This window comes from Streptomyces griseorubiginosus (genome assembly GCF_017614965.1).
In the GTDB taxonomy this organism is placed as follows: Bacteria; Actinomycetota; Actinomycetes; order Streptomycetales; family Streptomycetaceae; genus Streptomyces; species Streptomyces griseorubiginosus_B.
Genome location: NZ_WVUG01000146.1, coordinates 1 through 21,045 on the forward strand (window position 1 = coordinate 1; position 21,045 = coordinate 21,045).

Consider the following 21,045-nt stretch of genomic DNA (forward strand, 5'->3'; position numbering starts at 1 on the left):
CCGCCTGCCCTCACAGCCCCACGCACCCCGCTGGACATGACGCCCGCACACACCCGCCCGACGTCACGCCTCCCTCGAGATCCCTCCAGAGATCACACCCTCACACCCCCATCTCCGCCGCCACCCTCCCCGCCCGTACCGCCGTCACGAAATCGGCGTGGTCGGACTCCGTGCGGTCGGCGTAGGCGACGGCGAAGTCGGCGATCGCCTCGTCCAGTTCCTCGTTCTTGCCGCAGTAGCCGGCGACCAGGCGCGGATCGGCGCTGTGGGAGTGGGCGCGGGCCAGCAGGGCGCCGGTCATCCGGCCGTAGTCGTCGATCTGGTCGGCGGCCAGTGCCGCGGGGTCGACACTCCCCTTGCGGTTGCGGAACTGCCGTACCTGGTAGGGCCGTCCGTCCACCGAGGTCCAGCCCAGCAGGATGTCGCTGACGACCTGCATCCGCTTCTGGCCGAGCACCACCCGGCGCCCCTCGTGCTCGACGACCGGCGCCTCGAATCCTGCGGTCACCAGGTGCGGCACCAGCGCCGAGGGGCGGGCCTCCTTCACCTGCAGCACCAGCGGCTCACCGCGGTGGTCCAGCAGGAGCACCACGTAGGACCGGGTGCCCACGCTTCCCGTGCCGACGACCCGGAAGGCGACGTCGTGCACCGCGTGCCGGGCGAGGAGCGGGAGGCGGTCCTCGGACAGCGTGTCCACGTAACTCTCCAGGGACGCGGCGACCGCGGCCGCCTCCTCGTCCCCCACCCGCCGCAGCACCGGCGCCGCGTCCACGAACCGGCGACCGCCGTCCTCGTGCTGCCGCGTCGCCTTCGCCGCGAACCGCCCACTGGTGTTGGCCCGCGCCTTCTCGGAGACCCGCTCCAGCGTGCCGAGCAGATCATGGGCGTCGGTGTGCGAGACCAGTTCCTCGTCCGCGATAGCGTTCCATGCGTCCAGCACCGGCAGCTTGGCCAGCAGCCGCATGGTGCGGCGGTAGGCGCCGGTCGCGTCGTAGGCCGCCTTGCGGCACTGGGTCTCGTCGGCGCCGGCCTCCCGGCCCGCGAGCACCAGGGATGCGGCGAGCCGCTTCAGGTCCCACTCCCAGGGGCCGTACACCGTCTCGTCGAAGTCGTTCAGGTCGATCACCAGGTCGCCGCGCGCGTCACCGTACAGACCGAAGTTCGCGGCGTGGGCGTCCCCGCAGATCTGGGCGCGGATCCTGGTCATGGGCGTGCGCGCGAGGTCGTACGCCATCAGGCCCGCCGAGCCGCGCAGGAACGCGAAGGGGGTGGCCGCCATCCGGCCCGCCCTTATCGGGGTGAGCTCGGGGATGCGGCCGAGGTTGGACTCCTCCACCGCGGCCACCGCGGCGGGCCGCCCCGCGTCGAGGTCCAGCTCGGCGTGCGCCCGGCGCGGGACCAGCTTGCGCAGTGCCTTGCCCTCCTCCTTGGGCGATCCCTCCACCGGCCACTCGGCGAATCCGCGCACGCGCGGCAACCGCCGCGCACCCGACGCCACTGTCGCGGACGCCACGGTCGCAGACACCGCTGTCGCCTCCGCCGCTGCCACCGCTCCGCTTTCGGTCACACCGACCGCCTCCCCCGCACTCGCACGACGCACGCCCACCACCGGGCGCCGACGATTCTCAAGACGAACGCCAGACGAACGCCAAGACGCGAACGCCAAGACGCGAACATCAAGACGAACATCAACTAGTGCCGACCGTACAGCCGGCGACGAGAACGCGTCAGACCCTGTGGACAACTCCGAACCTGTGGAAAACCCCGCCCGGCGATGGCCCGACGGACCCGTGTGATTGTCCTCACCAGGTAATACGCCTCACACCGATCCGGACAACGCGAAGGCCCCCAGGTCTGGGACCTGGGGGCCTTCGGCTGGTGCGCGAGGGGGGAGTTGAACCCCCACGCCCTTGCGGGCACTGGAACCTGAATCCAGCGCGTCTGCCTATTCCGCCACCCGCGCATTGGGTGTGTCCTCCGGCTCCTCGCCCTTGCGGGCCGGCGCCTTCCGACACCCAGAACATTAGCACGCTGGCAGGGGTGGGTTCACATCGCTTTCCCGGGGGCAGCCGCCCACCAGGGAGGTCTCCCGATCCCGCCCGGCGACCGGCCGACGTTCGGAGTCCTTCACTCCGTATCAGCGAGTGCCGGTTCTCGTATCAACCTCGTACCGGTACGGCCCGTCTCCCCAGGAGCCGGGCCGGGTCCACAGTCAGGTGCGGGACACTGGTCAGCGGCCACCTCTACGATCCATGCCAGAACGAGTTCGCGGGAGGAGTTCGAAGGGGAGCCTCGGAGGGAACCTCCGGAGGGAACCGGGGCGGGTGCGACACCCGTCGGCGGGGCCCGCGGGGGGAACCAGCCGATTCACCGGCGCGTGGATACGATCAGTAAGCAGTACCAGGTAAGGCAGCACAAGGTAAGGCAGTACCCGCCAAGCGGGAAGCAGGACGACAGCGACATCGGAGGAGGTGCCCCATGGGAGTCCTGAAGAAGTTCGAGCAGCGTCTCGAAGGTCTGGTCAACGGCACCTTCGCCAAGGTGTTCAAGTCCGAGGTCCAGCCCGTGGAGATCGCCGGCGCGCTCCAGCGCGAGTGCGACAACAACGCGACCATCTGGAACCGCGACCGGACGGTCGTCCCCAACGACTTCATCGTGGAGCTGAGCACGCCGGACTTCGAGCGGCTCAGCCCCTACTCCGGCCAGCTCGGCGACGAACTCGCCGGCATGGTGCGCGACTACGCCAAGCAGCAGCGCTACACCTTCATGGGCCCCATCAAGGTCCACCTGGAGAAGGCGGACGACCTCGACACCGGTCTGTACCGGGTGCGCAGCCGTACGCTCGCCTCCTCCACCAGCCAGCAGCCGCCCGCCGGCCCCGCTCCGGCGGCCCCGGCCGCGGGCCGCCCCGGCGGTTACGGCTATCCGCCGGCCGCCGCCCCCGCGGGCGCCCCGCCGATGCCCGCCGCACCGCCGCCCGGCGCCCGCGGCAGCGCTCCCTATCTCCAGCGGCCCGCGCCCGGCCCGGCGGCCGGCGGCCGTACCCGCTACTGGATCGAGATCAACGGCGCACGCCATCAGATCTCCCGCCCGACGCTGGTGCTGGGCCGCAGCACCGAAGCCGACGTGCGGATCGACGACCCCGGCGTCTCCCGCCGGCACTGTGAGATCCGGACCGGAACGCCCTCGACGATCCAGGATCTCGGGTCCACCAACGGCATCGTGGTGGACGGGCAGCACACCACCCGCGCTACGCTCCGCGACGGCTCGCGGATCGTCGTGGGCAGCACCACCATCATTTACCGGCAAGCCGAAGGGTGAAGCGGGGGCAATGTCAGAGCTGACCCTCACGGTCATGCGGCTGGGTTTCCTGGCCGTACTGTGGCTGTTCGTGATCGTGGCCGTGCAGGTCATCCGCAGCGACCTGTTCGGTACGCGCGTCACCCAGCGCGGGTCCAGGCGAGAGGCCGGGCGGCAGCAGCAGCAAGCCGCCCGCCAGCAGGCGGCTCCTCCGCAGCAGCGCCAGCAGTCCGGCGGCCGCCAGCGCCGCAACGCGCCCACCAAGCTCGTGGTGAGCGAGGGCACCCTCACCGGCACCACGGTCGCCCTGCAGGGCCAGACCATCACCCTGGGCCGGGCGCACGACAGCACGATCGTGCTGGACGACGACTACGCCTCCAGCCGCCATGCCAGGATCTACCCGGACCGCGACGGCAACTGGATCGTCGAGGACCTCGGCTCCACCAACGGCACGTACCTCGACCGGAGCCGGCTGACGACCCCCACGCCGATTCCGCTGGGCGCGCCGATCCGCATCGGCAAGACAGTCATCGAGCTGCGGAAGTAGTACGACAATGAGCGAGCGGAGCGAGCACGCAGCGGCGGCCCCCACCACGGGCCCCGGCGCGCTCCCGACCGGAGGGTGGGCACCGTGCGGATGTACCCGGAGCCGACGGGCGAGGTGCGCATGAGTCTGTCACTGCGCTTCGCCGCCGGATCGCACAAAGGCATGATCCGGGAGGGCAACGAGGACTCCGGATACGCCGGCCCGCGCCTGCTCGCGATCGCCGACGGCATGGGCGGCGCCGCCGCCGGCGAGGTCGCCTCCTCCGAGGCCATCTCCACCATCGTCGCCCTCGACGACGACGTGCCGGGCTCCGACATCCTGACCTCGCTCGGCGCCGCCGTACAGCGGGCCAACGACCAGCTGCGCGCGATGGTCGAGGAGGACCCGCAGCTGGAGGGCATGGGCACGACGCTCACCGCCCTGCTGTGGACCGGGCAGCGGCTCGGTCTCGTCCACGTCGGCGACTCGCGCGCGTACCTGCTGCGCGACGGAGTCCTGACCCAGATCACGCAGGACCACACCTGGGTGCAGCGGCTGGTCGACGAGGGCCGCATCACCGAGGAAGAGGCCACCACCCACCCCCAACGCTCCCTGCTCATGCGGGCCTTGGGCAGCGGCGAGCACGTCGAGCCGGACCTGTCGATCCGTGAGGTCCGGGCCGGCGACCGCTACCTGATCTGCTCCGACGGCCTGTCCGGCGTGGTCTCCCACCAGACCCTCGAGGACACCCTCGCCAGCTACCAGGGCCCCCAGGAGACCGTCCAGGAACTCATCCAGCTGGCGTTGCGCGGCGGCGGCCCCGACAACATCACCGTGATCGTCGCCGACGTCCTGGACCTGGACACCGGGGACACCCTCGCCGGACAGCTCTCCGACACCCCGGTCGTGGTCGGCGCGGTCGCCGAGAACCAGAACCACCTGCACCACGATCCCGGGATCATGCAGACGCCCGCGGGGCGCGCCTCGGGCCTCGGCCGCCAGGTGCCCGGGCAGGGCGGAGGCGGCGAGTTCGGGCCGCCCGGATCCGGCGACACCACCGGCTACATCCCGGCCGGCAGCTTCGGCGACTACACCGACGACGACTTCGTTAAACCACGCAAAAGCCGCAAGTGGCTGAAGAGATCCTTCTACTCGGTGCTCGCGCTCGCCGTCATCGGCGGCGGTCTGTACGGCGGTTACCGCTGGACGCAGACCCAGTACTACGTCGGCACCAACGGCGAGCACGTGGCGCTGTACCGGGGCATCAGCCAGGACCTGGCCTGGGTGTCCCTGTCCAAGGTGGAGAAGGACCACCCCGAGATCGAACTCAAGTACCTGCCGCCGTACCAGCAGAAGCAGGTCAAGAACACGATCGCCGAGGGCGGCCTGACGGACGCCCGGAAGAAGGTCGACGAGCTCGCCGTGCAGGCCTCCGCGTGCAAGAAGCAGGCCGAGCGGCAGGCGGCCGAGAGCAAGAACAACGCCAAGACCGGTCAGGGGCAGGCCGGTGGCACCACGGGAACCACCAGCACCTCGCTCACGTCCAAGGCCACGTCGTCACCGAGCCCGTCCACGAAGCCGAAGTCCTCCCCGACCCCGAACCCGTCCGCGACCACCGCCACTCCCAGCCCCGGCCCCAGCCTCTCGGAGGAAGAGCAGAAGGTCGTCTCGATGTGCGGTAAGCAGTAGGCAAGCCGTGAGAGGCCCCGTCACACGATGAGCAGTACTACCAACACACCGACGCACCATACGTCCACGATCGGCGCGATCGGAGCGCCCAGCAGACGCAACACCGAGCTCGCGCTCCTGGTGTTCGCCGTCGTCATCCCGGTCTTCGCCTACGCCAACGTGGGCCTGGCCATCGACGACAAGGTGCCGGCCGGCCTGCTGAGCTACGGCCTCGGGCTCGGTCTGCTCGCGGGCGTCGGCCACCTCGCGGTACGGAAGTTCGCCCCGTACGCAGACCCGCTGCTGCTGCCGCTGGCCACGCTGCTGAATGGTCTGGGACTGGTGGCCATCTGGCGGCTCGACCAGTCGAAACTGCTGCAGGCCATCGGTGTCGCCGGCGGCAAGGCGCCCAACCAGCTCATCTACACCGCGCTGGGCATCGCCCTGTTCGTCGTCGTGCTGATCTTCCTCAAGGACCATCGCACCCTGCAGCGGTACACGTACATCTCGATGGTCGGCGCGCTGCTCCTGCTGCTGCTCCCTCTGGTCCCGGGCCTCGGCGCCAACATCACGTACGGCGCCAAGATCTGGATCCAGATCGGCAGTTTCACCATCCAGCCCGGTGAGTTCGCCAAGATCGTTCTGGCGATCTTCTTCGCCGGTTACCTGATGGTGAAGCGAGATGCCCTGGCCCTGGCCAGCCGTCGATTCATGGGGCTGTACCTGCCGCGCGGCCGCGACCTCGGCCCGATCATCGTCGTCTGGGCGATGTCGATCCTGATTCTCGTCTTCGAGACCGACCTCGGTACGTCGCTGCTGTTCTTCGGAATGTTCGTCATCATGCTGTACGTCGCCACCGAGCGCACCAGCTGGATCGTCTTCGGTCTGCTGATGTCCGCGGCCGGTGCCGTCGGCGTGGCCAGCTTCGAACCGCACGTCCAGACGCGTGTGCAGGCCTGGCTCAACCCGCTGCACGAGTACAAGCTCAGCCAGGCCGGCGTCAGGGACGGTGTCGTCCACTCCGAGCAGGCCATGCAGGCCCTGTGGGCCTTCGGCTCCGGCGGCACCCTCGGCACCGGCTGGGGGCAGGGCCACTCCGACCTCATCCGCTTCGCGGCCAACTCCGACTTCATCCTCGCCACCTTCGGCGAGGAACTGGGCCTGGCCGGCATCATGGCGATCCTGCTGATCTACGGCCTGATCGTCGAGCGCGGCGTGCGCACCGCCCTCGCCGCCCGCGACCCCTTCGGCAAGCTGCTCGCCGTCGGCCTCTCGGGCGCCTTCGCCCTCCAGGTCTTCGTCGTCGCGGGCGGCGTCATGGGCCTGATCCCGCTGACCGGTATGACGATGCCCTTCCTGGCGTACGGCGGTTCCTCCGTCATCGCCAACTGGGCCCTCATCGGCATCCTCATCAGAATCAGCGACACCGCTCGCCGCCCGGCGCCCACCCCCGCCAGCAACCCCGACGCCGAGATGACCCAGGTGGTCCGCCCGTCATGAACAAGCCCCTGCGCCGGATCGCGATCTTCTGCGGCCTTCTGGTCCTCGCGCTGCTCGTCCGGGACAACTGGCTGCAGTACGTAAAGGCCGACAGCCTGAGGAACGACACGCTGAACCGCCGTGTCACCATCGCCCGCTACTCCACCCCGCGCGGCGACATCATCGTCGACGGCGACCCCATCACCGGGTCCACCACGACGAGCAAGAGCGGCCTGAACGACCTGAAGTACAAGCGCACCTACAAGAATGGCCCCATGTGGGCGCCGGTCACCGGGTTCGCCTCGCAGGCCTTCGGCGCCACCCAGTTGGAGAGCATCGAGGACGGCATCCTCACCGGCAACGACGACCGGCTGTTCTTCCGCAACACGCTCGACATGATCACGGGCAAGCAGCGGCAGGGCGGCAATGTCGTCACCACACTCAACGCGGCCGCGCAGAAGGCCGCGTACGACGGTCTGAAGGCCCAGGGCGGCAAGGGCGCGGTCGCCGCGCTCGACCCGTCCACCGGCAAGATCCTGGCGCTGGCCTCGTACCCCTCGTACGACCCCTCGAGCTTCGCCGGCAACTCCACGTCGACGGACACCAAGGCCTGGAACTCGCTGCTGAAGAAGAACAACCCGAGCGACCCGATGCTGAACCGGGCGCTGCGCGAGACCTACCCGCCGGGCTCCACCTTCAAGGTGGTCACCGCCGCCGCCGCGCTGGAGAACGGGCTGTACACCTCCGCCGACCAGGCCACCGACTCGCCACTGCCCTACATCATGAAGGGCACCACGACCGAGCTGAAGAACGAGGGGAACATCCCCTGCAAGAACGCGACCATGCGCACCGCGCTCCGCGTGTCCTGCAACACCGTCTTCGGCAAGATCGGCGCCGACCTCGGCAACGACAAGATGCTCGCCGAAGCGAAGAAGTTCGGCTTCGACGAGGAGCAGTTCACGCCGGTCCGCTCCGCGGCCTCGGTCTTCTCCGACAACATGAACTCCTCGCAGACCGCGCTGTCCTCCATCGGCCAGTTCAACACCGCCGCGACCCCGCTGCAGATGGCCATGGTCGCCTCCGCGGTCGCCAACGACGGCAAGCTGATGAAGCCGTACATGGTCGACAAGCTGCAGTCCTCCAACCTCGACACCATCGCGCAGACCGACCCGCAGGAGCTCAGCCAGCCCCTGTCGTCGAAGAACGCGCAGATCCTGCAGTCGATGATGGAGACGGTGGTCAAGGAAGGTACCGGCACCAAGGCGCAGATCAACGGCGTCACGGTGGGCGGCAAGACCGGTACCGCACAGCACGGCGTCGAGAACAGCGCGAACCCGTACGCCTGGTTCATCTCCTACGCCAAGCTCCCCGACGGCAGCGCGCCGGTCGCCGTGGCCGTGGTCATCGAGGACGATCAGGCCAACCGTGACGACATCTCCGGCGGCGGCCTCGCGGCGCCGATCGCGAAGAGCGTGATGGAGGCGGTCATCAACTCCAAGAAGTGACCCCGCTCACGCCCTCCTCACATCGGTGCACGTTGCGATACCGGTCCTGTATCGGGTTACGGGCTTGGCCAGGTCACACAAAGCTAGCCGGGTACGGTAGGCCCGGACGGCAGCCTCCGACCGCACACCCGTGTCGGTCGGGACCGACGGAGAGGGCTGGTAGGAAGCTATGGAAGAGCCGCGTCGCCTCGGCGGCCGGTACGAGCTGGGCCAGGTGCTCGGCCGTGGTGGCATGGCGGAGGTCTACCTCGCGCACGACACCCGGCTCGGCCGCACCGTGGCGGTGAAGACGCTGCGCGCGGACCTCGCGCGGGATCCGTCCTTCCAGGCCCGGTTCCGCCGGGAGGCCCAGTCGGCCGCCTCGCTCAACCATCCCGCGATCGTCGCGGTCTACGACACGGGCGAGGACTACATCGACGGGGTCTCGATCCCGTACATCGTCATGGAGTACGTAGACGGCTCCACGCTCCGCGAACTCCTGCACTCCGGCCGCAAGCTCCTGCCCGAGCGGGCGATGGAGATGACCATCGGCATCCTCCAGGGCCTGGAGTACGCCCACCGCAGCGGCATCGTCCACCGCGACATCAAGCCCGCCAACGTGATGCTCACGCGCAACGGCCAGGTCAAGGTCATGGACTTCGGTATCGCCCGCGCCATGGGCGACTCCGGCATGACGATGACGCAGACGGCCGCCGTCATCGGCACGGCGCAGTACCTGTCGCCGGAGCAGGCGAAGGGCGAGCAGGTGGACGCCCGCTCGGACCTCTACTCGACGGGTTGCCTGCTGTACGAGCTGCTGACGGTACGGCCGCCGTTCGTCGGCGACTCCCCGGTCGCCGTCGCCTACCAGCACGTCCGCGAAGAGGCACAGCCGCCGTCCGTATTCGACCCCGAGATCACGCCCGAGATGGACGCCATCGTCCTGAAGGCGCTGGTCAAGGACCCGAACTACCGCTACCAGTCCGCCGACGAGATGCGCATGGACATCGAGGCGTGCCTCGACGGCCAGCCTGTCGCGGCGACGGCGGCGATGGGTTCCGTCGGCTACGGCGGCTACCCCGACGACCAGCCGACGACGGCCCTGCGCTCCGACGCGGGCGCCGGCGCCACGTCGATGCTGCCGCCCATGAACCCGGACGACGGCGGCTTCGGCTACGACGACCGGCCCGACCGGCGGCGCCAGAAGAAGAACAACACCTCGACGATCCTGCTGGTCGTCGCGGGCATCCTGGTGCTGGTGGGCGCGATCCTGATCGGCAGGTGGGTGGTCAGCGGCCACGGCACCGGCAACGACACGGTTGCCGTGCCGAGCATCGTCGGCCAGCCGAAGGCGGACGCCGAGAAACAGCTGACCAACAGCGACCTCAAGGTCGGCACGGTCAAGGAACAGCCCTGCGCGAACCAGTCCAAGGGCAACATCTGCTCCACGGACCCGACACCGGGCAGCAAGGTCAAGAAGAACACCACGGTCAACCTGGTGGTCTCGACCGGGGCGCCGAAGGTCCAGGTGCCGGGTGTCGTCGGTCTGAGCCTCGACGACGCCAAGGCGAAGCTCGAGGGCTCCGACTACCAGTTCAAGGTCGAGACCAAGACGCGTGAGTCGACGGAACCGGCGAACCAGGTCCTCGACCAGGACCCGATCGGCGGCAAGGAGGTGGAGAAGGGATCGACGATCACCCTCACCATCGCCAAGGCCGCGGAAACGGTCGCGGTGCCCGACGTCACCGGCAAGAGCTGTGACGACGCCAAGGCCGAGCTGCAGCAGAACGGCCTGAACGGCAACTGCGTCAACACCCCCACGACCGACGACAACCAGGACGGCAAGGCCATCTCGACCAACCCGTCGATCGGCACCCAGGTCAAGAAGAACACCGCGGTGCAGATCAACATCGGTCAGAAGCAGAACAACCAGGTCCAGGTGCCGAACGGCATCGTGGGGCAGAGGCTGAAGGACGTAAGGAACGCCCTGCAGCAGGTGGGCCTCCAGGTCGGCAACATCAACGGCTCCCAGGACGACAACGCCATCGTCATCAGCTCGGACCCGGGCCAGGGCAGCACGGTCGACCAGGGGTCGTCGGTCAACCTGACGACCTTCGGCGGCAACGGCAACAACAACGGCGGAAACGACGGCGGCACCAACCTCTTCGGCGGCACAGGCGGCTGAGGGTGCCCTCAGGCGCGTAAGGGCCCCTGCCGGGAGCGATCCCGGCAGGGGCCCCTTTGCTTGGTTCAGCCCGCTTGTCTCACTGCAGTTCCTTCGGCGGCGTCCTCTTGCTGTCCACCTTCTCCACCCGCACCAACTCGCCCCACACCACGTACCGATAGCGGCTCGTGTAGACGGGGGTGCACGTCGTCAGGGTGATGTAGTGGCCGGCCTTGGTCCTGCCGGACTCCTTGGGGACCTGGGCGAGGACCTTGACGTTGTACTTCGAGGTTTCGTCGAGGACGTCGTAGACCTTGTAGACGTACCACTTGTCCTTGGTCTCGAAGACGATCGGATCGCCGACCTTGAGCTTGTCGATGTTGTGGAACTTGGCGCCGTGGCCGTCCCGGTGGGCGGCGAGCGTGAAGTTGCCCTTCTTGCCCGTCATCGGGAGCGTCGCCTTCACCGGGTCAAGGTAGTAGCCGGCGACACCGTCGTTGAGGACGCTCGTCGTGGTGCCCTTCTCCACCAGCACCTCGCCGTTCTTCATGGCGGGCACGTGCAGGAAGCCGATGCCGTTCTTCGTGTCCAGCGCGCCCGGGCCGCCCGGCTCGTGGGCCCAGGTGTCGCGGACCTTGTCGCCCTGCTTGTCCGCCTCGCGGTCGGCGACGACGTTCGTCCACCAGAGCGAGTAGACGACGAACAGGCCCAGCAACAGGCCCGCGGTGATGAGGAGTTCACCGAAGACGCTGACCGCCGTGGCGATCCGGCCGGAACCCCGGCGGCGGGCCGGGGGCCCGGCGTACGCGTCCGCGTCGTCCGTGTCCTCTTGTCTGTCGTCGGTGGTCGCTGCCACGTTCCTCTGTCCTATTCGACGAGCGCATCCGGCTTGCCCTTGCTGCGCGGCCGTTCCTCGACCATCTTGCCCCAGACGATCAGCCGGTACTTGCTGGTGAACTCCGGCGTGCAGGTGGTGAGGGTGATGTAGCGGCCGGGCTGGGTGAAACCGGACCCCTTGGGGACGGGGTCGATCACGCTCGTGTTGCTGGGCGAGGTCACCGGCAGCGTCGAGGTCATCTTGTAGACGTAGTACTCGTCCTGCGTCTCCACGACGACCTCGTCGCCCGGCTTGAGCTTGTTGATGTACCGGAACGGCTCGCCGTGCGTGTTGCGGTGGCCGGCCAGCGCGAAGTTGCCGGTCTTCGCGGAGGGCATCGCCGTCTTCAGCTTGCCCTCGCTGTAGTGGCCGACCATGCCCTTGTCGAGCACCTTCTTGTTGCTGACGCCCTCGGCGATCGGCACCACCACGTCCAGCTTGGGGATGTGGAGGATCGCGAAGCCCTGCCCCGGCTCGAACTCCCCGGGCGCGCGCTTTCCGCTGGCCCAGTCGTTCTGCAGGGTGCTGGTCTCCTTGTCGGCCTGCGCGTGGGCGCGAACGTTCGTCCACCACAGCTGGTAGGAGACGAACAGCAGCATCAGGACACCGGTGGTGATGAACAGCTCACCGATCGCCCGGCTCGCGATCACGCCGACGCTGGGCTTGCGCGCCCGGGCCTGCCGGCGGGCCTCCATCCGGGACAGCGGTGCCTGCGCCCCGGACGTCCCGGAGGCAGAAGTCTCAGAGGCCTCAGCAGTATCAGGAGTCGCCGGAGCTCCCCCGTGACGCCCGTGACGACGCTTGGCGGCCTTTCTGCGGGCCGCTCGGCCTCCCGGGGTGACTCTGCCCGCAGCGGCGGCCGTTGAGGCGCCAGACGGCCGCACAGCCGATATCGACTCGCCGGGCGGCGGATCCGGGATCCGCAGCGCCACGGTCTCCTCGTCGATCGGCGGCTCGTAGGCCTGCCGCCCCACCGTCCAGTCCTCGAACGCGCCGGAGGCCTCGTGCGGCTCCTGCCCGTACGAGGTGCCGGACTCGCGCTCGGGGCGCAGCGCGGTCACGCCGTGGCCCTGCCCACCACCGGGGCCAGCCCCGCCGACCTCGCCACCGCGCCCTGGTCCCCGCACTCCACCAGCCAGTTGGCCAGCATCCGGTGCCCGTGCTCGGTGAGCACCGACTCGGGGTGGAACTGCACGCCTTCGACGGGGAGTTCACGGTGCCTCAGGCCCATGATGATCCCGTCGTGGGTGCGCGCGGTGACCTCCAGCTCGGCCGGGACGGTGGGCGGCATCGCCGCCAGCGAGTGGTAGCGGGTCGCGGTGAACGGCGTCGGCAGGCCGGCGAAGACGCCCTTGCCTTCGTGCTCGACCAGCGAGGTCTTGCCGTGCAGCAGCTCCGGGGCTCGGTCCACGACACCGCCGTACGCCACCTGTATGGACTGCATGCCGAGGCAGACGCCGAAGACCGGGACGCCGGTCGTGGCGCAGTGGCGCACCATCTCGACGCAGACGCCGGCCTCCTCGGGTGTGCCCGGGCCCGGTGAGAGCAGGACGCCGTCGAAGCCGTCCTGGGCGTGCGCGGTCGACACCTCGTCGTTGCGCAGCACCTCGCACTCGGCGCCGAGCTGGTACAGGTACTGGACCAGGTTGAAGACGAAGCTGTCGTAGTTGTCCACGACCAGAATGCGCGCGCTCACTGGTTGTCCACCGTCACATCGTTGAAGGGAAGCAGCGGTTCGGCCCACGGGAAGACGTACTGGAACAGGACGTAGACCACCAGCAGGACCAGCGCGAGCGAGATCAGCGCCTTCACCCACACGTTCCCCGGCAGATGCCGCCAGATCCAGCCGTACATGCCGTCCCTTCCGTTCCACCCACGGCACCAGTCCAACGCCGTACCGTCACCAGACTAACGGCGCAGCGCGGCCGGTTTGCCTGCCTCCACAGGCTGTGTGGAGTCCAGGTGCCCCCACACGATCAGGCGGTGGCTGTGCCCCCACTCCGGATCGCACGTGGTCAGCGTGAGATAACGGCCCGGACGCGTGTACCCCGACTTACGTGGCACAGGGTCGATCACCTCAACGTCGGTGGGAACGGTTTTGTAGGGGCCTTTGTCGATCCGATACGTGAACCACGTGGTCCCGTCGGTGAGCACCACGGCGTCTCCCGGCCGCAGCTTCGGGAAGTCCACGAAGGGGTCGCCGTACGTGCGACGGTGGCCGGCGACCGCGAAGTTGCCGACCTGGCCGAGCTGCGCGGTGTCCGCGTAGTGCCCGAGGCCCTTCTTGAGGGTGCTCACGGCGGTGTTCTCCAGCACGGGCTTGTTCCACGTGAAACCAAGCCGCGGGATGTACATGATCGCGAAGGGTCTGCCCGGACTGTAGGGCGCCGGTTTCTTGAGCGTGGCCGCGGCGCCGGCCGTCGTCGTGGGGCGCACGGTCTGCTTCGACCACTGGTTGTGCAGCACATCGATCTGGTGGCTCATCGCACCGTCCGCCCGGACACCCGTCCAGAACAGGACATAGGCGACGAAGAGGACTATCAACGCACCTACGGTGATGCAGAGTTCGCTGACGGTCCTGACGACGACGCGCACCGGCAGCTCCCGAGCGGCTCAGTTCACTTCACGGGCTGGGCGTAGTGCAGATCCACTGTGCCCGAGTAGCCGGGAAGAGTCACCGTCCCGTCCTGGGTGACTTTCCAGCCGAGGCCGTACACGTTGACGTACACCATGTAGTTCTGGATCGCCTTCGAGGCCGACATCGCCTGGTTCAGCTTGTCCGGGTCCCCGATCGCCGTGATCTTGTACGGCGGCGAGTAGACCCGGCCCTGGAGGATCAGCGTGTTGCCCACGCAGCGCACCGCGCTGGTGGAGATCAGCCGCTGGTCCATGACCTTGATCCCCTTGGCGCCGCCCTGCCACAGGGCGTTCACCACGGCCTGCAGGTCCTGCTGGTGGATGACCAGGTAGTCGGGCTGCGGCTCGGGATAGCCGGGGAGCTTGGCGGTGGCGTTCGGCGGGGCGTCGTTGAGCGTGACGGTGATCGCCCTGCCCCTGAGCTTCTGCGTGCCCGCGCTCTTCTCCAGGCCGGCGAGCTTCTCGTCCTGCGCCTTGGTGCTGCCGTCGTCGCGCTCGGCGAGCGCCTCGACGTCCCCGCGCAGCGAGGCGTTGGACTCGTCCAGTTCCTTGTTCTTGCGGCTGCGCTCCTGGATGAGGTCCGAAAGCTTCAACAAGGACGTGTCCGTGCGGATATTGGTGCCCTTGGCCGTATTGAAACTGGTGAAGAAAATGAGCCCCGCGAGGGCGAAGACGGCCACCGTGAGGATCCGCACGGGCCGGAAACGGGGCCCCCGGCCAGGACTGGATCCGGCCTGGGGGGAGTCGGCAGAATTGCTCAACGTACCCTTATCTCCTTCGGCACCGCGGAAGCACTACGCTAACGGACGCCCGGGGGAGCTCTGAGAGTCCCCTTGTACGCTGCCCCGGAGCCAGCCCCAGTTCCCTGCGCGGCCACGCAGCGCATCGACAGGAGAGACCCTCGTGCCGAAGTCACGTATCCGCAAGAAGGCCGACTACACGCCGCCTCCGGCGAAGCAGGCGACCAACCTCAAGCTGAACAGCCGCAGCTGGGTCGCGCCTGTGATGCTGGCCATGTTCGTCATCGGCCTCGCCTGGATCGTCGTCTTCTATGTGACCGACGGTTCGCTGCCCATCGACGCGCTGGACAACTGGAACATCGTGGTGGGCTTCGGCTTCATCGCCGCGGGATTCGGCGTCTCCACGCAGTGGAAGTAGCGGTCGACGCGACGGCTACGGCCGGGTGAACCCAGCTCTGCCCACGGCTATCCGCAGAGTTATCCACAGCCCGGAGAAAAAATCCACAGAGCCCCTGGGGATAAAGAACGACGATCTGTGGATAACCCGTCGGGCGTTGACGCCGGTACGACCATCCCATGACTCTTCGCAAGCCTGTTCGCCCCCTGCCTGACCTGCGCAAACACGGTCAGTGACAGGGGGCACAGCTGTTCCCGTCCGTCATGCACAAGATCCGCCACCCGCTGTGGACAACCGGGCACGTCAGGTGAGCTGAGCCGTCCTGATCAGGGTCAGGACCACGACAACCACCAGGACGAGCGCACAGGTGCCGTACTGCACGAGGGCGCGGTGGCCGCGGGGGGCGTGGACCATTCCGTAGCCGGTGATCACACCGGCGATCAGACCGCCGATGTGGGCCTGCCAGGAGATTCCGCCCCAGCCGAAGGTGATGACCAGGTTGATCGCCAGCAGGGCCAGGATCGGCCGCATGTCGTAGTTGAGCCGGCGCATCAGCACGGCGGTGGCGCCGAAGAGGCCGAAGATGGCGCCGGAGGCGCCGAGGGTCGCGGTGGTCGGGGAACCCACAAGATAGGCCAGGGCGCTGCCCGCGAGACCCGAGGCGAAGTACACCGCGAGATAGCGGGCACGGCCCAGGGCCGCTTCCAGGGGTCCGCCGAGCCACCACAGGCTCAGCATGTTGAAGGCGATGTGCCACAGCTCCTGGTGCGCGAACATCGAGGTCACCAGGCGGTACCACTCACCCGCGGCGACACCCTGTGTCGCGTGGTACGGCGCCGGGGGCCACTCCCCGATGAGGACCAGGTGGTCCAGCAGCGAGGGCCGTACGTGCACGGCGATGAACACCGCGACGTTGATACCGATAAGGATCTTGGTGAGCAGACGCGGGTCGGCCGCGACGCTGCCGCCGGCGATCGTACGAGGACGGGCCGCGGCCGGCGGATGCCCGGTGCCGGAGTCGCCGCGGGCGCACTCGGGGCACTGGAAGCCCACCGAGGCGTTGACCATGCACTCGGGGCAGATCGGCCGCTCGCAGCGGGTGCAGCGGATGCCGGTCTCGCGGTCCGGGTGGCGGTAGCAGCCGGGCGCGCTCGTGGCGTCCTGCGAGCTGCCTGCCGCGTGGTCCATGACATCCCCTAGGTCGTCGTACGGGTGCGTTGCGCAAAAGCACCGCCCCGCCCATCTTTACGGATGAGCGGGGCGTTTGGTTCCTGCCGTGCGGCGACTCAGCCCTCGCGCGTCTCGACGACGACCGACTCGATGACGACGTCGTTGACCGGACGGTCGGTGCGCGGGTTGGTCTGGGCGGTGGCGATGGCGTCCACGACCTTCTGGCTGGCCGCGTCGGTGACCTCGCCGAAGATGGTGTGCTTGCGGTTCAGCCACGTCGTGGGGGCGACGGTGATGAAGAACTGCGAGCCGTTGGTGCCCGGACCCGCGTTGGCCATGGCCAGCAGGTAGGGCTTGTTGAAGGACAGGTCCGGGTGGAACTCGTCCTCGAACTGGTAGCCGGGACCGCCGGTGCCGTTGCCCAGCGGGTCACCGCCCTGAATCATGAAACCGCTGATCACCCGGTGGAAGACCGTGCCGTCGTAGAGCCTGTCCGTGGACTTGGCGCCGGTGGCGGGGTTGACCCACTCACGCTCGCCCTGGGCGAGCTCGACGAAGTTCCGGACCGTCTTGGGGGCGTGGTTCGGCAGGAGCCGGACGTCGATGTCGCCGTGGTTGGTCTTCAGGGTGGCGTAAAGCTGCTCAGCCACGATCTGCCTTCCGTTGTCTTTCCGTGACTCCCCGATCCTCGCACGGTACCCGCCCCACGTCGTCCGGCGCCCGCTTCTCGGCGCGGATCCCGGGTAACCGGATGCGGAAAACCGGTCTTGTACCCCCCGGTACCGGAGCGAAGGGCGGCGATCCGTGGCATTGTCGACGACAAGCTCTCGTTGCCCCGTATTCATCCTCAGATGACCCGGATGCCCGCCCTCGCATGCCTGAGGGTTCGTTGACAGGCATGATCCGTAAAAGGGTGGAAAGTCGAAATACCGTACGCCACCGAGGAGGAGGAACCCGTGACCCGCATCGACAGCGTGCGCGCCGCGACCGGTTCGGCGAAGGACAGCGTGCTGCACGCCGCGGAAGTGGTGGCGCCCTACGCCGACACGGCCAAGGACAGGGCCGCGCACTACGCACACGAGGCACGCGTACGGCTTGCGCCGAAGGTGTCCCTGGCGGCCGACCAGGCACGCGTCCAGTACGACGCCCTTGTCGCGCCGCGCCTGGAACAGGCCCGCACCCATGTGCCGCCGAAGGTCGACCAGGCCGCCCATGAGGCCGCCGTCCGTACCCGCAAGGCGGCCCGGCAGGCCGCCGACTACTCACGGCCGAGGATCGAGCAGGCGGTCGCCGTGGCCGTGCCCGTCGCGGACGAGGCCGCCGCGCGCGGTGCCGCCGCGCTGGCCGCGCTGCGCGGCCAGGTCTCGCCGAAGGAGATCCAGAGGCTGGTCCGCAGGCAGGAGCGGCGGGCCCGGGCCGGCCGGGTGGCCAGGACGCTGCTGGTGATCAGCGCGGTCGCCGGCGGTGCCTTCGCCGCCTGGAAGTGGTGGGACAAGCAGGCCAACCCGGACTGGCTGGTCGAGCCGCCCGCCGCCACCGAGGTGCCCGAGACGAGCCGGCTGACGTCCGTGGACGGCAGCGGACAGTCGGTGCTCGATCCCGAGGTCCAGGCGAAGGAGGCCGAGGAGGAGGCCGCCAAGCACGACGAGGGCCCCTGACCTCCGAGGTGCCCGACCACGCCCGTGGGGCGGGAGACTTGACGGTCTCCCGCCCCACGGGTGTCTCCCCTTGTCTCCACCGCGGACGATGACGTTTGCAACGCCCCGTCTGTGCGGACCCTGTGCGGACTCTCTTTACGGAGTGCGTCCTTCTGGTTACGGCGATCCCCTTCGCGCCAGCTCAGGGCAAGGGCTCTCTATCCGCGTCCAGCGTCCCGCCGCCGCGCGGGCCGCCGCGGTGACCGCCCATGGATCTTGACGCATGCTCATCTTTGCGCAAACTTTTGCAATGTCGCGGGGAGAGAGCGCCCCGGTGATGCACGTCACCGGCCGAGGGGAGCCGGGAATCATCCCTTTGAGCCCCGCTGAGGGGGCACGACCGCAGGGCAGTGGCGCGGCTTCGGAACGCGGCCGACGTGGAGGAAGGATGCCCACAGCGGCGGCGAACGGCGCACGGCCTGACGGCAGCCTCCGCCCGGTGACGGCCCCGAAGCGTCCTGCGGGCCCTTCCAACGCAGCGGCCGACGGCATGAAAAGACCCCTCCGACCATGTTTCGCCAGGTCAGAGGGGTTTCGATGTGGAGCCTAGGGGAGTCGAACCCCTGACATCTGCCATGCAAAGACAGCGCTCTACCAACTGAGCTAAGGCCCCGGAAGTGGTGCGTCCCATCGGAAGAACCGCGTACCGACGGGCGCCGGAGACCAGAGTACCGGGTCATCCCGGGGATCTCGCAAAAAGATTGGGGGTCCCCGCAGACGACCACTCTCCGTAAGATGCTCGGCGTGGTTCGCTACAGCGAACCACCGTACTTGGGGAAGCGATGGGGAGACGCAATGGACGCCGCACAGCAGGAAGCCACCGCAAGAGCGCGGGAACTGCAGCGGAACTGGTACGGGGAGCCACTGGGGGCGCTCTTCCGTAAGCTCATAGACGATCTCGGCCTCAACCAGGCTCGTCTCGCGGGGGTTCTGGGCCTGTCCGCTCCGATGCTGTCGCAGCTGATGAGCGGTCAGCGGGCGAAGATCGGCAATCCCGCTGTCGTACAGCGGGTGCAGCTGCTGCAGGACCTGGCGGGGCAGGTCGCGGACGGCAGTGTCAGCGCGGCGGAGGCCACCGACCGCATGGAGGAGATCAAGAAGTCTCAGGGGGGATCTGTGCTCAGCAACACCACGACCACGACGAGCAGTTCGGGAGCGCCGACCGTCAAGCGGGTGGTCCGCGAGATCCAGTCGCTGCTGCGGTCCGTGGCCGCCGCGGGCGACATCATCGAGGCCGCGGACACCCTCGCCCCGAGCCACCCGGAACTGGCAGAGTTCCTCCGGGTGTACGGCGCCGGCCGCACCTCCGACGCCGTCGCGCACTACCAGTCCCACCAGAACTGAGCCCGCGGCCCGGTTCGCCGAAGGGGGTTCGGCGGCCGGGCCACGGCAACGAGGGGGAGTCGTATCGCTCATCGAGGGGGAAGCAAGGGGGGTAGCCGAAGGGGGAGGAGCGACGCACAGCCATGGGTGAGGTCTTCGCCGGCCGGTACGAACTGGTCGACCCGATCGGGCGCGGAGGGGTCGGCGCCGTATGGCGTGCCTGGGACCACCGCCGGCGCCGCTATGTGGCCGCCAAGGTGCTCCAGCAGAGCGACGCGCACTCCCTGCTGCGGTTCGTCCGTGAGCAGGCTCTGCGGATCGATCACCCCCATGTGCTCGCGCCCGCCAGTTGGGCCGCCGACGACGACAAGGTCCTGTTCACCATGGATCTGGTCGCCGGCGGCTCGCTGGTCCATCTGATCGGCGACTACGGTCCCCTGCCGCCCGCGTTCGTCTGCACGCTGCTCGACCAGCTGCTGTCGGGGCTGGCCGCGGTGCACGCCGAGGACGTGGTGCACCGGGACATCAAACCCGCCAACGTGCTGCTGGAGGCCACCGGTACGGGCCGGCCGCGGCTGCGGCTGTCGGACTTCGGCATCGCCATGCGGCTGGGTGAGCCGCGGCTGACGGAGACCAACCTCGTGGTGGGAACGCCCGGTTATCTCGCGCCCGAGCAGATGATGGGCGCGGAACCGGACTTCCCCGCGGACCTGTTCGCCGTCGGCCTGGTCGCGCTGTATCTGCTGGAGGGCGCCAAGCCGGACACCAAGGCGCTCGTGGAGTACTTCGCGGCGCACGGGACGCCGAGCGCGCCCAAGAGCGTTCCCGAGCCGCTGTGGCAGGTCGTGGCGACGCTCCTGCAGCCCGACCCGCAGGCGCGGTTCAGGACCGCCACGGGGGCGCGCAAGGCGCTTGCCGCGGCCAGGGAGCTGCTGCCGGAGCCCGGTCCCGACGACGAGCTGATCGAGATCTTCGACCAGATCGGGCCGCTGCCACCGGGGTTCGCCGCCGAGGGGCCCCTGAAACCGGCGCCCGGAGTCGCGGTCAGGCCGAGCGCCTCCCCCGACGATTCGTCGTCCACCTCCGGCACGGGTTCTCGGCCCTCCGAGTCCGGCACGGGCTCTCGGGTCTCCGGCCCCGGCGCAGGATCCGAATTGCCCGGGCCTGGCGCAGGGTCCGTGCAGCCCGGGTCCGACGCAGGATCCGTGCCGCCCGGGTCCGACGCAAGGTCCGTGAAGCCCGGGCCCGGCGCAGGATCCAGGCCGCACGGGCCCGGCGCAGCATCCGTGCCTTCCAGCTCCAGCGCGGGTTCTCTGCCGTTCGGAGCAGGTACCGGCTCCGTGCCGTCCGAACCCGGCCCGGATTCCATGCCGCACCGCTCCGGCGCAGACTCCGGGCCACCTCGTGCCCGTACAAGCGCCGTACCGTCCGCGGGCGTTGCTCCACCTGTCGACCCGCGCCGGGACACCGGCTCCCAGCCGCAATCGGCTGTCCCCGCTCAGCCGCCCGGCATGTCGGACACCGGCAGCTTCCATCTGCCGCCGCCCCAGGCCACCGTCACCTCCGCCGCATCCCCCCGAACC

At 68.9% G+C, this 21,045-nt stretch carries 18 protein-coding genes, 2 tRNA genes and 1 pseudogene; 10 read left to right on the top strand and 11 right to left on the bottom strand.

Translation table 11 applies throughout. The annotated features are described in order from the left end of the window. Positions 1 to 100: 100 nt before the first annotated feature. Both GRC12_RS25235 and GRC12_RS25240 read right to left on the bottom strand, forming a co-directional pair. Positions 101 to 1,525 (bottom strand): DUF2252 domain-containing protein, encoded by a 1,425-nt coding sequence (locus GRC12_RS25235; RefSeq protein WP_208781642.1) that lies wholly within the window; start codon positions 1,523 to 1,525, stop codon positions 101 to 103. A 351-nt stretch (positions 1,526 to 1,876) separates the two neighbouring features. After that, positions 1,877 to 1,963 (bottom strand) — tRNA-Leu (locus tag GRC12_RS25240). 515 nt (positions 1,964 to 2,478) lie between these two features. Here GRC12_RS25240 and GRC12_RS25245 point away from each other — a divergent pair. The 6 genes from GRC12_RS25245 (at position 2,479) to pknB (ending at position 10,642) form a co-directional block, all read left to right on the top strand. Continuing rightward, entirely contained in the window at positions 2,479 to 3,321 is an 843-nt protein-coding gene (locus GRC12_RS25245) for an FhaA domain-containing protein (protein ID WP_208781643.1), read from the top strand. A 10-nt stretch (positions 3,322 to 3,331) separates the two neighbouring features. Further along, positions 3,332 to 3,847 (top strand): FHA domain-containing protein FhaB/FipA, encoded by a 516-nt coding sequence (locus tag GRC12_RS25250; protein ID WP_133048391.1) that lies wholly within the window; start codon positions 3,332 to 3,334, stop codon positions 3,845 to 3,847. 90 nt (positions 3,848 to 3,937) lie between these two features. Then, positions 3,938 to 5,515 (top strand): Stp1/IreP family PP2C-type Ser/Thr phosphatase, encoded by a 1,578-nt coding sequence (locus tag GRC12_RS25255; RefSeq protein ID WP_208781657.1) that lies wholly within the window; start codon positions 3,938 to 3,940, stop codon positions 5,513 to 5,515. Positions 5,516 to 5,542: 27 nt separating this feature from the next. Next, positions 5,543 to 6,994: an FtsW/RodA/SpoVE family cell cycle protein gene (locus GRC12_RS25260; RefSeq protein WP_208781644.1), complete on the top strand. Its 1,452-nt coding sequence runs from the start codon at positions 5,543 to 5,545 to the stop codon at positions 6,992 to 6,994. Further along, the gene (locus GRC12_RS25265; protein WP_208781645.1) at positions 6,991 to 8,478 is read left to right on the top strand and encodes a peptidoglycan D,D-transpeptidase FtsI family protein; all 1,488 of its coding nucleotides are present in this window, start codon (positions 6,991 to 6,993) and stop codon (positions 8,476 to 8,478) included. Before GRC12_RS25260 ends, GRC12_RS25265 begins: the two co-directional genes overlap by 4 nt. A gap of 169 nt (positions 8,479 to 8,647) precedes the next feature. After that, the gene (gene pknB / locus GRC12_RS25270; protein WP_208781646.1) at positions 8,648 to 10,642 is read left to right on the top strand and encodes a Stk1 family PASTA domain-containing Ser/Thr kinase; all 1,995 of its coding nucleotides are present in this window, start codon (positions 8,648 to 8,650) and stop codon (positions 10,640 to 10,642) included. A gap of 79 nt (positions 10,643 to 10,721) precedes the next feature. Here the strand turns inward: pknB and GRC12_RS25275 are convergent, their stop codons facing one another. The 6 genes and pseudogenes from GRC12_RS25275 to GRC12_RS25300 form a co-directional block, all read right to left on the bottom strand. Continuing rightward, positions 10,722 to 11,477: a class E sortase gene (locus tag GRC12_RS25275; protein ID WP_208781647.1), complete on the bottom strand. Its 756-nt coding sequence runs from the start codon at positions 11,475 to 11,477 to the stop codon at positions 10,722 to 10,724. An 11-nt stretch (positions 11,478 to 11,488) separates the two neighbouring features. Continuing rightward, a complete protein-coding gene (locus GRC12_RS25280) occupies positions 11,489 to 12,559 on the bottom strand; it encodes a class E sortase (RefSeq protein WP_208781648.1) in 1,071 nt (356 codons plus the stop codon). Then, positions 12,556 to 13,194, bottom strand: coding sequence for an aminodeoxychorismate/anthranilate synthase component II (locus tag GRC12_RS25285; protein WP_208781649.1), 639 nt, complete (start codon positions 13,192 to 13,194; stop codon positions 12,556 to 12,558). Before GRC12_RS25285 ends, GRC12_RS25280 begins: the two co-directional genes overlap by 4 nt. Beyond that, positions 13,191 to 13,383: pseudogene (locus GRC12_RS25290) on the bottom strand (hypothetical protein). The gene GRC12_RS25285 and the pseudogene GRC12_RS25290 overlap by 4 nt, the downstream one beginning before the upstream one ends. A gap of 23 nt (positions 13,384 to 13,406) precedes the next feature. After that, complete coding sequence (locus tag GRC12_RS25295; protein WP_208781650.1) at positions 13,407 to 14,093, bottom strand: class E sortase; 687 nt, start codon at positions 14,091 to 14,093, stop codon at positions 13,407 to 13,409. A gap of 23 nt (positions 14,094 to 14,116) precedes the next feature. Further along, on the bottom strand, positions 14,117 to 14,896 hold the full coding sequence (locus tag GRC12_RS25300; protein ID WP_208781651.1) for a DUF881 domain-containing protein: 780 nt from the start codon (positions 14,894 to 14,896) through the stop codon (positions 14,117 to 14,119). 142 nt (positions 14,897 to 15,038) lie between these two features. On the opposite strand from GRC12_RS25300, the gene crgA reads away from it, so the two are divergent. Then, the gene (gene crgA / locus GRC12_RS25305; protein WP_208781652.1) at positions 15,039 to 15,293 is read left to right on the top strand and encodes a cell division protein CrgA; all 255 of its coding nucleotides are present in this window, start codon (positions 15,039 to 15,041) and stop codon (positions 15,291 to 15,293) included. Positions 15,294 to 15,575: 282 nt separating this feature from the next. On the opposite strand, the gene GRC12_RS25310 is transcribed toward crgA, so the two are convergent. Together GRC12_RS25310 and GRC12_RS25315 are read right to left on the bottom strand one after the other, a co-directional pair. Beyond that, positions 15,576 to 16,460 carry a rhomboid family intramembrane serine protease gene (locus GRC12_RS25310; RefSeq protein ID WP_208781653.1) on the bottom strand — a complete coding sequence of 295 codons (885 nt, stop codon included), beginning with the start codon at positions 16,458 to 16,460 and terminating at the stop codon, positions 15,576 to 15,578. A 98-nt stretch (positions 16,461 to 16,558) separates the two neighbouring features. Next, positions 16,559 to 17,092 (bottom strand): peptidylprolyl isomerase, encoded by a 534-nt coding sequence (locus tag GRC12_RS25315; RefSeq protein WP_208781654.1) that lies wholly within the window; start codon positions 17,090 to 17,092, stop codon positions 16,559 to 16,561. A 306-nt stretch (positions 17,093 to 17,398) separates the two neighbouring features. Here GRC12_RS25315 and GRC12_RS25320 point away from each other — a divergent pair, with 306 nt between their 5' ends. Continuing rightward, on the top strand, positions 17,399 to 18,100 hold the full coding sequence (locus tag GRC12_RS25320) for a DUF5324 family protein (RefSeq protein ID WP_208781655.1): 702 nt from the start codon (positions 17,399 to 17,401) through the stop codon (positions 18,098 to 18,100). A 579-nt stretch (positions 18,101 to 18,679) separates the two neighbouring features. Here GRC12_RS25320 and GRC12_RS25325 read toward each other — a convergent pair. After that, positions 18,680 to 18,752, bottom strand: a tRNA-Ala gene (locus GRC12_RS25325). A 182-nt stretch (positions 18,753 to 18,934) separates the two neighbouring features. On the opposite strand from GRC12_RS25325, the gene GRC12_RS25330 reads away from it, so the two are divergent. Together GRC12_RS25330 and GRC12_RS25335 are read left to right on the top strand one after the other, a co-directional pair. Next, positions 18,935 to 19,483, top strand: coding sequence for a helix-turn-helix domain-containing protein (locus GRC12_RS25330; RefSeq protein ID WP_133048376.1), 549 nt, complete (start codon positions 18,935 to 18,937; stop codon positions 19,481 to 19,483). A 122-nt stretch (positions 19,484 to 19,605) separates the two neighbouring features. Beyond that, on the top strand, positions 19,606 to 21,045 hold a 1,440-nt coding region (locus tag GRC12_RS25335; RefSeq protein ID WP_208781656.1), incomplete at its 3' end, for a serine/threonine-protein kinase.

Excerpts from the sequence above, each read along its gene's own strand:
- pknB (WP_208781646.1), top strand. The coding sequence starts at position 8,648 with ATGGAAGAGCCGCGTCGCCTCGGCGGCCGGTACGAGCTGGGCCAGGTG.
- GRC12_RS25330 (WP_133048376.1), top strand. The coding sequence starts at position 18,935 with ATGGACGCCGCACAGCAGGAAGCCACCGCAAGAGCGCGGGAACTGCAG.
- GRC12_RS25310 (WP_208781653.1), bottom strand. The coding sequence starts at position 16,460 with ATGGACCACGCGGCAGGCAGCTCGCAGGACGCCACGAGCGCGCCCGGC.
- GRC12_RS25255 (WP_208781657.1), top strand. The coding sequence starts at position 3,938 with ATGTACCCGGAGCCGACGGGCGAGGTGCGCATGAGTCTGTCACTGCGC.
- GRC12_RS25265 (WP_208781645.1), top strand. The coding sequence starts at position 6,991 with ATGAACAAGCCCCTGCGCCGGATCGCGATCTTCTGCGGCCTTCTGGTC.
- GRC12_RS25245 (WP_208781643.1), top strand. The coding sequence starts at position 2,479 with ATGGGAGTCCTGAAGAAGTTCGAGCAGCGTCTCGAAGGTCTGGTCAAC.
- GRC12_RS25260 (WP_208781644.1), top strand. The coding sequence starts at position 5,543 with ATGAGCAGTACTACCAACACACCGACGCACCATACGTCCACGATCGGC.
- GRC12_RS25250 (WP_133048391.1), top strand. The coding sequence starts at position 3,332 with ATGTCAGAGCTGACCCTCACGGTCATGCGGCTGGGTTTCCTGGCCGTA.